Here is a 12,448-nt window from a genome sequence, read left to right on the forward strand (position 1 = left end):
GTAGGTGGGTAAAAAATATTGCAAAAAAAATGCATTTTATGCAAAAAAAATGCAAATGTGAAAAATATTTATATATATTTGAACATCAATGCAAAACCAAAAAAACAACTAACCAAAAAAAATTATGAAAACAAGGCTAATTTCATTAGTGTTTATCGGAGGAATCATCTTCTCCGCAAACGCCAAAGAGATTGCAATAAAAAAGCATCTTTTTGAACAACAAAGCAATCAGGTTGAAATCTCGGGTCAGATTTTAGGCCAGGACGACGGTCTGCCAATTGCGGGAGCTACTATTTATGCAGAAAGCAATAATAAAATTGCAACAATATCTGACGAAAACGGAAAATTTAAATTAACCGTTCCGGAAAACGAAGCCCATGTTATTGTAACCTACATGGGATACGAAACTTTATCATTTGCCTTAATTAAAACTACAAGTTTAGTAATCCGATTAAAACCTGCAGAAAATGTTCTGGAACAAGTTTTGGTAACGGCACTTGGAGTTAAAAAAAGCAGTAAATCGGTCGCATATGCCGTAACAGAATTGAAAGGAACTGAGTTTACAAAAGCCAAAGAAACTAATATAGCCAATGCATTAGTTGGAAAAATTGCCGGAGTTAACGTAAGCAGCACCGCAACGGGACCAAACGGATCGAGCAGAGTTGTGATTCGTGGAAACGGGTCTTTAAACGGAAACAATCAGCCTATGTATGTGGTAAATGATTTGCCGATTGATAATACGCAATTGAATTTACCGGGAATTGGAAACGGTGCCGGATCAACAAGAATAAATGTGGACCGAGGTGACGGAACTTCGGTTATAAATCCTGATGATATTAAAACCATTACGGTTCTTAAAGGTGGAACTGCTGCCGCTCTTTACGGTGCAAATGCTGCAAATGGTGTCATTTTGATTCAGACAAAAAGAGGTGCTGCACAACAAGGAATTGGTGTTGAGTACAATAGTTCTTTTACTTTTGAAACACCATCTATTACTCCGGATTGGCAATATGAATATGGTTCCGGAGCAAATGGTCTAAAGCCAACAACTCAAGCCGAAGCCATTGCTGCAGGACGCTGGTCATGGGGTGCAAAAATGGACGGAAGTAATGTTATTCAGTTTGATGGCGTTGCGAGACCTTATGTAGCACAAAAAGATAATATTAAAAATTTCTATAGAACGGGAACGACTTTTATCAATTCTATCGCTTTATCAGGTGGAAGTGAAAAAGCTACAGGACGTCTTTCTTTTTCAAATATGGACAACGAAAGTGTTTTGCCTAACTCAGGTTTTAACCGCAAAACGTTGAATATTGCCGGAAATGTTAACTTAACAGATTGGTTAAAATTTGATGTTGTAACGCAATATAACTTAGAAAAATCAGAAAACAGACCTACGGTTTCTGATGCTGAAGCAAATGCCAACTGGGGAACTTACATGATTGCCAACACTGTCGACATTAGAAACCTTGCCCCGGGCTATGATGTAAATGGTGTTGAGGAAGCATGGAACCCGGTTGCCGTTGCTACAAACCCTTATTTTGTGGTGAATAAAATCAAAAACCACGATACTAAAAACCGTTTCATCGGAATGGTAAATGTGAAACTGAATTTTACCCGTGATTTATTCCTTCAGGGTCGAATTGGTCAGGATTATACCGATTATGATTTCTTCGGATACATCCCAAAAACAACTTTAAACAATCCGGTTGGATATGCGCAGGGTTCAAGAATGAAATTATCCAACTTAAACTCAGAAGCAATTCTTAATTATACTAAGAAAAACATTTACAAAGAATTCTCTTTAAATGCATTGGTTGGGGTTAACTCAAGAACTACGCTTCGAGACGAAACTAAAGTAGAGGGATCAAATTTTGTTTTGGATGATTTTTATGCTTTGAGCAATTTATCGACTTTGGCTTATAGTTATCCTTACGGAAAAACCAAAACAAATTCTGTTTACGGCGCTGTCGATTTAGATTATAAAAACATCGTTTTTTTAAACTTTACAGGTCGCCAGGATTGGTTTTCGACTTTATCTGCAGAAAATAATACGGTATTTTATCCGTCTGTGGGAACAAGTATTATTGTTTCGGATATTATTACAATGCCTGAATTTGTTTCATTTGCAAAACTTAGAACTTCCTGGGCCGAGGTTGGTGGCGCAACTCCTGATCCGTACGCATTGAATCAATCTTATTCTATGATTCAGGGAGGGCACAACGGTCAGCAATTACAAGGCCCAACAAGTTCAAGAGTTCCTAATTCGACTTTAAGTCCGTTGACTTCTACAACATTTGAAGTTGGAACCGATTTAGGATTTTTCAATAATCGTTTGAATGTTGATTTTGCATGGTACAATCGTGCGACTACAAATGATATAGTTGAAACTACGATTTCAACAGCTTCGGGAGCAAATACAGCTTTGTTGAATCTTGGGAAAATGAGAAACAAAGGGGTTGAACTTTTGCTTACCGGAAAAATCATCAACAATAAAAACTTTTCATGGGATGCCACTTTCAACGGATCGTACAATAAAAATACTGTTGAAGCACTTACAGATCAGTTAAACTCTATTACAATGGCAACTTCTGTAAACGGTTACGTAACAATTGCAAGTGATGTTGGGCGCCCATACAGTATTATAAAAGGATACAAACCTCGTGTTGATGCTAATGGAAATACAGTTTATAACGTAAGCGGCGGTTCTGCAACCATAGCGCAAGGTCCACTCGAAGAATTAGGTCAGGGAGTTCATCCTTGGGGAGCAGGAATTAGTAATGAATTTAAGTATAAAAATATCTCTTTCAGCTTTTTAATTGATGGAAAATTCGGCGGAAGCCTTTACTCTGGAACTGATTTGTACGGAACTCGTATGGGTTTAACCAAACTAACGCTTGAAGGTCGTGAATCAGGTTTGCCAATTTCCGGAGTTGACACCAACGGAAACCCGGTAAATATGGTTATTGCTCCTGAAAACCTGAGAACGTATTATGATGGTTTAAGAAACATTTCATCCACTTTTGTTTACGATGCAAGTTTTATCAAACTAAGACAAATCATTTTGGGTTATTCGTTGCCAATTGAAAAAATAAAAGGTTTGTCTAAACTTCAGGGCGCTTCTCTTTCATTTGTAGCAAGAAACTTATTCATTCTTTACAAGAAAACACCAAACGTAGATCCGGAATCTGTATTTAGTGCAGGAAATGCTCAGGGTGTTGAACAATTTGGAGTGCCAAAAACAAGAAGTTTCGGTTTAAGTTTAAACGTTAAATTCTAAAATTAAAAGACATGAAAAAGATAACCATTTTATATATCACAGGCTTACTTTTAGCAAGTATGACAAGCTGTACCAAAGATTTTGAAGAAATAAATACAAACCCGAATGTTGTTGAAAAACCAAACCCGAATTTCATTTTCAGCAAATCTATTTTAGACGGCTTAAACAATAATTATTTTGCTACCAATATTTTGGAATGCGGCGGAATGTTGCAGCATTATGCGACTTATAAAGAAGCATCCGGAGTTGGAGATAAATATTTAAGCAATGAAGTTTATTTTTCGGCTTATTTTAATCAGGTTTATCCAACGGCTTTAAATGAAACCGAAATTGTAATTGATGCCGTAAAAGACAATGCAAACGACAGCAATAAACTGAATGTTGCCAGAATCTGGAAAGCGTATTTGTATCACAGAATTACAGATTTATACGGCGATATTCCGTATACGGAAGCTGCAAAAGCAAACAGCACACAAATTTTTCTGCCAAAATACGATACACAGGAATTCATTTATAAAGATTTATTAAAGGAATTAGACGAAGCTGCTTTGGCATTAGATCCTGCAAAACCAACTTTTGGCAATGCCGATTTTATCTACAACGGCGATGTGGCAAAATGGAAAAAATTCTCGTATTCGCTAATGCTTCGTTTGGCAATGCGATTAACAAAAGTTGATCCGGCATTGGCACAAAGCTGGGCAAACAAAGCAATCGCCGGTGGTATAATTTTGAATACTGCCGATAATGCCATTATGAAATATACAGACGGACCAAATGATATCAACAGAAATCCGGTTGGTTTTGACTCGAGAAAACAAGATTTTACCGCAGGATCTTTTGGTCAGAAAAATGTGGAAGGCGGAAAATTAGCCAAAACATTTATAGATGTTTTACAAGCTACTGCCGATCCAAGAATTAGTGTTTATGCAGGCGTTTGGCAGGGAAATGTTCAAAACACAAGTCTTGCGGTTCAAAAAGGTTTTCCTAACGGAACAAAAATAGCTCCGACGCCTACAGAACAAGCCACTTATTCTGAACCAAATCAAAGTACGGTTTTTAGATATGATGCCCCAATCATGATTTTAAGCAATGCCGAAACTAGTTTTCTATTAGCCGAAGCCGCTGCAAGAGGCTGGTACGCTGGCGAAACTGATCAGGCATTATATGAAAAAGGTGTAAGAGCTTCATTTTTAAACATGGGAATTTACGGAACAGCCTACACAATTGCAGACGCAACGCCTTATTTAACGCTGAATCCTTTTAACGTAGCCGGATCTTTTGAAGACAAAATGAATCAAATTCATACGCAAATCTGGATTGCACTTTTTGTAGACGAGCAGGAAGTTTATGCCAATTGGAGACGAACAGGATATCCGGTTTTAGTTCCTGTAAATTTTCCTGGAAATGTCACAAATGGCACAATCCCAAGACGTTTCAAATATCCAACGAGCGAATATTCAGTCAATTCAGCTAACTTAGCAGAAGCAGTTAAACGCCAAGGCGAAGATAATTTCACGACAAGAATTTGGTGGGATAAATAATAGTAAATGTTTTGTGTAATTAATAAATAATAAATTGGTTGTAAAAAAAGGTGTAATCCCTACGGGATATCTGTAGGGGTGACTTTGGTTAATTCTACCAATATTTAACTCCTAACGGAGTAATAAAATATCTCGGAGAGATTACATATTGGTAGAAAATCAATTTTATAGGCGCTATTTTTTGTCCCGTAGGGACTACTTCTACCAATATTTAACTCCTAACGGAGTAATAAAAAATATCTCGGAGAGATTACATATTGGTAGAAATCAATTTATTTATGCCATTTTTTGTCCCGTAGGGACTACACTTAGCAACTTGAATTAATTAATTAACCATATAGGTTTCAAAGATTTTTAATTTTTAATTCTCAATTTTTAATTAAAACAATAAATGAGCATATTAATTCTTACGGCATGTATTGCGTTTTTAATCCTCCAGATTGCCTGGTTTAAAATCAATCCGTTTATTGCCTTTATCATAACGGCTTTACTGGCAGGTCTTTTTTTAGGTCTGCCAATAAACACCTTATCGCAAACGGTGCAAAAAGGTTTGGGCGAAATGTTAGGGTCGATTACGCTCATTATCGTTTTCGGAACCTGCATTGGTAAACTTACCGTTTCCTCTGGTGCAGCCAATGTTATTGCCAAAACAGTTATGGGATGGACAGGCGAAAAATATGTCCGCTTAGGCTTAATGATTACCGGATTTATTGTTGGTATACCGCTATTTTATAGTGTGGGATTTGTTTTGTTAGTACCTTTAATCTTTTCAGTAGCCCATCAATTTAAACTGTCAAAAGTATATTTGGGAATCCCTATGCTTGCGTCACTTTCAGTTGCGCACGGTTTTTTGCCTCCACATCCGTCTCCAATGGCATTAAGCAGTATTTTAAATGCTGATATTGGTCTCGTTTTAGTTTACGGAATCATCATTGCCGTTCCAACTATATTTATTGCGGGATTATTGTTTTCGAATTTGCTCAAAAACATCAAAACAGAAACGGATCATGAAATTTTAAATGTTGAAGAAGTAGTAAGCGCAGGAAAACAACCGAGTTTTTCTGTTAGTTTATTTTCAGCCTTATTCCCCGTTTTCGGATTAACCATAACATCTATATTGCCTTTATTTTCAGATAATGAAACTTTGGTAAATATTTGCAAAACCGTTGGCGAACCAAGTATAATTATGCTGATTTCATTGCTAATTTGCACCTATACTTTAGGAATCAGAATGAATCGAAGTTTGGCATCTCTAATGGATGATTATGCTGTTGCTATAAAAGATGTTGCACTAATAGTCTTAATTGTTGGCGGTGCCGGAAGTTTAAAGGAAGTCATGATCGTAAGCGGTGTCAACGAAACTATTGTTGGCACATTAACCCAAATCAATATTCACCCCTATTTACTGGCCTGGATTATGGCGGCCATTATCAGGGTTTGTGTAGGTTCTGCAACGGCGGCGGGATTAATGACGGCCAGCGTTTTGTTACCTTTATTACAAACTAATAATCTTGACCCCAACTTATTAGTTTTATCTGTTGGAGCAGGAAGTTTGATGTGCTCGCATGTAAACGATCCGGGTTTCTGGATGTTCAAAGAATATTTTAATATCAGCCTGAAAGATACCTTTAAATCATGGACCGTAATGGAATCCTTAGTATCGGTTTTGGGAATTGTTTTCGTTTTTATTTTAAACTCTATAATACATTAATATCATGAATTTATTGCCTCAGGAAAAATTTGAAACCCTTGGCTTATCATTACCGCCAGCGCCTCAACCTCTTGGTATATATAAACCTTATTTAGTCGACGGAAAGTATTTGTATCTTTCTGGTCACGGCCCGGTTCGCGACGACAAATCTCTAATTATCGGAAGAATTGGCGACGATATGGATATCGAAGAAGGAAAACTGGCCGCAAGACAAGTTGGCTTAACGATGCTTTCGACAATTGTTACCAATTTTGGAAGCCTGAACAAAGTAAAAAGAGTTATAAAAGTTTTGGGAATGGTGAATTGCAACGGCGATTTCCTTAGACATCCCTACGTAATAAATGGCTGCAGCGAATTATTCGCCGAAGTTTGGGGACAAGAAAACGGAATTGGCGTAAGAAGCGCCGTAGGAATGGGATCTTTACCAGATAATATTCCCGTAGAAGTTGAAGCTGTTTTCGAATTATATTAAAAGATTTTTTTTAACCACAAATTATACAAATTTCGCAAATTAATTTTTACATACTGATTTGTGAAAATTTGCGGAATTTGTGGTTGAAAAACTAATCTGTAGCAAAAATTTAAACACATAGAAACATAGATTTTATTGTAACTTTTAGAGGATATTTTAAAAACTAGCTTTCACACATAGCTATGTTTGTTAATGCAAGTGAAACGCCTATTATGCGGCTTCAAAAACTATGTTTCTATGTGTTAAAAAAATAAGCGCTACGTTTATAAATCTTTTGAATCTGTAAATCCCGATAGCTATCGGGAGTGACAAAAAAACAAAAACCATGAATACAAATACATCACAAACAAGAATTGCAACTTTCGGAGAATTATTACTTCGGATGAATGTTGCCAATGGAGACCGGTTTACGCAGGCCAATGAAATAAAAGTTCATGTGGGCGGAGCCGAAGCCAATGTTTGTGTTTTACTTTCTCAACTCGGCATTCAAACCGATTATATCACGAGATTACCCCAAAATGATTTGGCACAATTGACTTTAAACGAACTGCAGAAATACAAAGTAAACACTTCAAAATGTGTTTACGGCGGAGAACGTTTGGGATTGTATTTTGTCGAAGCCGGAAATCAAATCAGGCAATCGCAGGTTATTTACGACCGAAGCAATTCGTCTTTTGCAACTATTCAAAAAGATCAAATCAATTGGGATTTGGCTTTCGCCGATGTCACTCATTTTCATTGGTCAGGAATAAGTCCGGGCGTTTCAAATGAAGCCGGTTTGGTTTGTAAAGACGCTATTCTTTCGGCACATAAAAAAGGATTAACTATTTCTTCCGATTTTAATTACCGATCAAAATTGTGGCAATACGGAAAAGATCCGTCTGAAATTATGCCCGATTTGCTACAATACAGTACGATAACCGTTGCAGATATAGACGCGATTGAAATTTACTTCAGAATAAAAACCGATAAAAACGAATCGGATGCCAATCGTTTCAGGAAAACATTCGAATTATTAAAAGAAAAAATGCCATTCCTAAAAACCCTCGCCATGAGTTTTAGAAAATCAGACGGACTGGCACATTTATACAAAGGAATGTTATTTCACGAAGGTCATTTTTATGAAACAAAAGAATACAAAATACATTTGGTAACCGATCAAATTGGTTCCGGTGACGCCTTCAACGCAGGATTATTATACGGATTATCCAACAAATTATCTGCACAGGAATGCATCGATTGGGCAACTGCCTGCGGCGTGATCAAACAAAGTATTCACGGAGATTTCGCCATGAGCAATCCAACAGAAATAAGTCATTTTATTACAAATGGCGCGAGTAACAGAATCAATAGATAAAATTATATTTAAGCATATGTACAGCATTTTAAAAGCACAAGGCGTACTTCCGTTAGTAACACAAATCAATATTGAAACAGCCAAAATTGTGCTGCAGTCTGCCGCAGATGCCGGTATAAAAATTATCGAATTTGCCGCTCGTGCCGATAATGCTAAAGAAGTTTTCACTCAAATGGTTGCCTTTAAAAAAGCAAATAATTTGGATGTAAAAATTGCCGTTGGTTCTATTTTGAGCGTTGATGATGCCGAAACATTTTATCAATTGGGCGCAGATTGTATCGTTTGTCCGCATACCGATCCTGAAATTGGTAACTATTGTTTCAAAAATAATATTTACTGGATTCCGGGCGCAGCAACTTTAAACGAAATACTGCATGCCAATAAATTAGGTGCTGATGTTGTAAAACTTTTTCCTGCCGATAAAATTGGCGGACCTGGATATGTAAAAGCCATTAGAGCGCCGTTTCCAAATTTAAGAATAATGCCAACCGGAGGTGTAACGTTAGAAGAAAGCAACCTGAAATCATGGTTCAAATCCGGCGTTGTTTGCGTTGGAATTGGCTCTAATTTATTTTCGAAAGAAATGCTTTTGAGCTTAACTTATGAAGAATCACTTCAGGCTTTTCAAAATTTAATTGAAGTGGTAGAAAAAACAAGAAACTAGATTATGCAAAAAAATTGGTGGAAAATTAATTCCGAAACTCGTCCCGATACCCCGTTTTTGGCTGTTTACGAAGATCGTATCCGGTTTAATCTCGAGCGACTTATTAAAGCTGTAAACGGTGACACTCAAAAATTAAGACCTCACATCAAAACACATAAAATTGGTGAAATTCTGGAGTTGTTTAAAATTTACAACATCAAAAAAGTAAAATGCGCCACAATTGCCGAAGCCGAACTTGCTGCGATTCATGAAATTCCGGATGTGCTTCTCGCCTATCAGCCTGTTGGTGCAAAAAAAGAAAGATGGCTTTTGTTGCTTCAAAAATATCCAAATATTCAATTTTCGACTATTGTTGACAATTTAGAATCGGCGAAAGCCTTAAATGAAATTGCTGAGAAAAATAAGCTTTCGCTAAATATTTATCTCGATTTAAATGCCGGAATGAACAGAACCGGAGTTTCAATTTCAGACCAATGGAGCGATTTGGCAACTGAAATTATTTCATTAAAAAACATTCATTTTACAGGAATTCATATTTATGACGGTCACCTAAAAGGAAGTGTTGAAGAACGAAATATTCAGGCTTCAAAATCCTTTTCGATCATTAAAAAAGAATTGGAGAAAATACAGCAAAAAATAAATTACGAATTAAAAATTGTTGCAGGAGGATCAAATACATTTCCGTTTTATGCCACTCAGGAAAATGTAGAATCAAGTCCGGGAACTTTTGTTTTTTGGGATTCAAATTATCAGATTAATTTACCGGAACAGGAATTTAAACCTGCTTTGGTGATTGTGGGAACTATAATTTCAAAACCAACAAATGCAACGCTTTGTGTTGATATTGGATACAAAGCCGTTTCATCAGAAAACCCGATTGATAAAAGATTAGTGATTTTAAATGATGAAAATTTAATCCCAATTTCCCATTCAGAAGAACATTTGATTGTAGAAAATCGAGGTAAAAATCAATATAAAATTGGCGATACCGTTTATGCACAGCCGTATCATGTTTGCCCAACCTGCGCGCTTTATGATTCCGTTCAGGTGATCAACAAAGAACATCAAATTTGCGATCAATGGCAAGTTGTGGCACGAAGCAGAAAAATTAATATCTAGCAGCAGAAAAAGGAGAATAAAGAAAAAGAATAGAAAATAGAGCGAAGAACAAAGAGAATAGGCCTCATAATAACACTTATAGAGAACCTCTGTGCCTTTGGACCTTTGTGCCTTTGTGCCTTAAAAAAAATAATATGTTTATAATAGACGCCCATTTAGACCTGAGCATGAATGCGATGGAATGGAATCGAGATTTAAGAAATGATGTACCCACTTTGCGTCATCTCGAAAAAGGAATGACGGATAAACCGGATCGTGAACGTGCAACGGTTTCGTTTCCGGATTTGCGACGCGGTAATATCGGAATTGTAGTCGCTACTCAAATTGCACGTTTTGTAAAACCTGACAGCATTATTCCCGGTTGGAATTCTCCCGAACAAGCCTGGGCGCAAACACAAGGACAATTGGCGTGGTACAAAGCGATGGAAGAAGCCGGAGAAATCACATCGATTACCGATAAAAAGTCACTTCAAAAACAAATTGATTTATGGAATGACGGAACGCCAAACGATAAAAAACCAATTGGTTACATTTTGAGTTTAGAAGGCGCCGATTCTATTATTGATATTTCATATCTCGAAAAAGCATACAATTACGGATTACGCGCGATTGGTCCGGCACATTATGGCCCGGGACGCTACGCAAACGGAACAGACGCCACGGGAAAAATGAACCAAAACGGTCTTGATTTATTGAAAGAAATGGAACGTTTGAATATTATTCTGGATGCCACACATTTATGCGACGATGCTTTTTGGCAGGCTTTAGATCATTATAACGGACCTGTTTGGGCGAGTCATAACAATTGCAGAAGTCTGGTTGATCACAATCGCCAATATAGCGACGAAATGATCAAAGCCTTGATTTCGAGAAGTGCTGTTATTGGCGGCGCTTTAGATGCGTGGATGCTGGTTCCGAATTGGGAAAGAGGAGTTTCGACTCCTTTAGGAATGAATTGCGATCTTGAAACGGTTTTCAAACACATGGATCACATTTGTCAACTGGCAGGAAATGCAAATCACATTGGCGTAGGTTCAGATTTGGATGGCGCTTTTGGTACAGAACAATCTCCATATGATTTAAATACGATTGCTGATTTGCAAAAATTGGTTTTGATATTTAAAAACAACGGCTATTCTGATGAAGATTTGAATAAAATCTTCCATCAAAACTGGATTAATTTTTTAATGAAGAATTGGGATTAGATAATATTCGGCAAGGAATATGAAAATTGTTTTTTTGCCACGAATTTCTCTAATTTTCTCTAATTTTTATTTTGAAATTGCTTAGGAATTAGCCACATATTTACACAGATTTTTTAATCAGTACAATTAAAATAATTCGGGGTAATTCGAGAAATTCGTGGCAAACTTTTTTATATTATTAAATAAAAACTAAACTTGGAACTGCCTTTTTATACGCTTGTAATTTTGCGTCTTTTGGATCAACTTCCGTGACAACGTAATCAACCTCAGATAAATTGGCAATTTTCATTTTGAGAACCGTATCTAGTTTTTCTGAAATAGTTAAAATCGCTGTTTTTTCAGAAGCCTGAATCATTGCTTTTTTTACCTGAACGGTTTCCCAGTCAGAATCTGAGAATCCGCCTTCGATATCCAAAGCGTTGGTTCCTAATATTAATAAATCGACTTTAATATTGGCCAATTGATTATAAACATCGCCGCTCACACACATTTGGCTGTAAGATGAAATGCTGCCGCCAATCATGATAATTTTCACATTGGGTTTGTCCAGAAGTTCAACCGCAGATAAAACGGTAACGGTAAAAATAGTAAGATTTAAATCATTAGGAATTAAGCGAATGAACTCACGAATTGTGGTTCCACCGCCAATTAATAAAACCATGCCGTCATGAAGTAAGCCTAGCGTTTTTTGTGCAATAATTTGTTTTGATTCGCCTGCATATGTTTGATTGGATGAAGAATGATGGTACGCTTTTGTCATCGCGCCGCCTTTGACTTTAATCAATAACGATTCTGATTCAAGTTCATTAATATCGCGTCTAACAGTATCTTCTGAAACAAATAATTTAGCCGAAAGCGTTTCAAAACTTACACGGGTATGCAAGTTAATCTCTTTTAAAATAAGATTTTTACGTTCTTCCTTGCTATAGTTTACCACTTCATTATCGTTATTCATGCGAATTCTTTTTTTTGAACAAATGTAAACAATAAATGCAATATTCTTGCGAATCAAATTATAACACAACGTAATAAAAAAGTTAACAAGCCTAATTTAAAGAGTTTTATAACAAATTAAGAATTGCAAAAAAAATGCAACTTT

9 protein-coding genes are annotated in these 12,448 nt (G+C 36.6%); 8 read left to right on the forward strand and 1 reads right to left on the reverse strand.

Annotated elements, in window-relative coordinates:
- The first annotated feature begins 124 nt into the window (after positions 1 to 124).
- From SD960_RS14370 to SD960_RS14405, 8 genes are all read left to right on the forward strand, one after another.
- Entirely contained in the window at positions 125 to 3,280 is a 3,156-nt protein-coding gene (locus SD960_RS14370; protein ID WP_318804204.1) for a SusC/RagA family TonB-linked outer membrane protein, read from the forward strand.
- Between the two features lie 11 nt (positions 3,281 to 3,291).
- Positions 3,292 to 4,821, forward strand: a complete 1,530-nt coding sequence (locus SD960_RS14375; RefSeq protein WP_318804206.1) for a SusD/RagB family nutrient-binding outer membrane lipoprotein — start codon at positions 3,292 to 3,294, stop codon at positions 4,819 to 4,821.
- 391 nt (positions 4,822 to 5,212) lie between these two features.
- Entirely contained in the window at positions 5,213 to 6,532 is a 1,320-nt protein-coding gene (locus SD960_RS14380; protein WP_318804208.1) for a gluconate:H+ symporter, read from the forward strand.
- A gap of 4 nt (positions 6,533 to 6,536) precedes the next feature.
- Positions 6,537 to 7,004: a RidA family protein gene (locus SD960_RS14385; RefSeq protein WP_042565550.1), complete on the forward strand. Its 468-nt coding sequence runs from the start codon at positions 6,537 to 6,539 to the stop codon at positions 7,002 to 7,004.
- Between the two features lie 325 nt (positions 7,005 to 7,329).
- Positions 7,330 to 8,361 carry a sugar kinase gene (locus tag SD960_RS14390; RefSeq protein ID WP_318804209.1) on the forward strand — a complete coding sequence of 344 codons (1,032 nt, stop codon included), beginning with the start codon at positions 7,330 to 7,332 and terminating at the stop codon, positions 8,359 to 8,361.
- A gap of 16 nt (positions 8,362 to 8,377) precedes the next feature.
- Positions 8,378 to 9,025, forward strand: coding sequence for an aldolase (locus SD960_RS14395; RefSeq protein ID WP_318804210.1), 648 nt, complete (start codon positions 8,378 to 8,380; stop codon positions 9,023 to 9,025).
- Between the two features lie 3 nt (positions 9,026 to 9,028).
- Positions 9,029 to 10,144, forward strand: a complete 1,116-nt coding sequence (locus SD960_RS14400; RefSeq protein WP_318804211.1) for a D-TA family PLP-dependent enzyme — start codon at positions 9,029 to 9,031, stop codon at positions 10,142 to 10,144.
- A 134-nt stretch (positions 10,145 to 10,278) separates the two neighbouring features.
- On the forward strand, positions 10,279 to 11,349 hold the full coding sequence (locus SD960_RS14405; protein ID WP_318804212.1) for a dipeptidase: 1,071 nt from the start codon (positions 10,279 to 10,281) through the stop codon (positions 11,347 to 11,349).
- Positions 11,350 to 11,527: 178 nt separating this feature from the next.
- Here the strand turns inward: SD960_RS14405 and SD960_RS14410 are convergent, their stop codons facing one another.
- The gene (locus tag SD960_RS14410) at positions 11,528 to 12,304 is read right to left on the reverse strand and encodes a DeoR/GlpR family DNA-binding transcription regulator (RefSeq protein WP_318804213.1); all 777 of its coding nucleotides are present in this window, start codon (positions 12,302 to 12,304) and stop codon (positions 11,528 to 11,530) included.
- Between the last annotated feature and the right edge of the window lie 144 nt (positions 12,305 to 12,448).

This window comes from Flavobacterium sp. MMLR14_040 (assembly GCF_033657265.1).
Taxonomy (GTDB): domain Bacteria; phylum Bacteroidota; class Bacteroidia; order Flavobacteriales; family Flavobacteriaceae; genus Flavobacterium.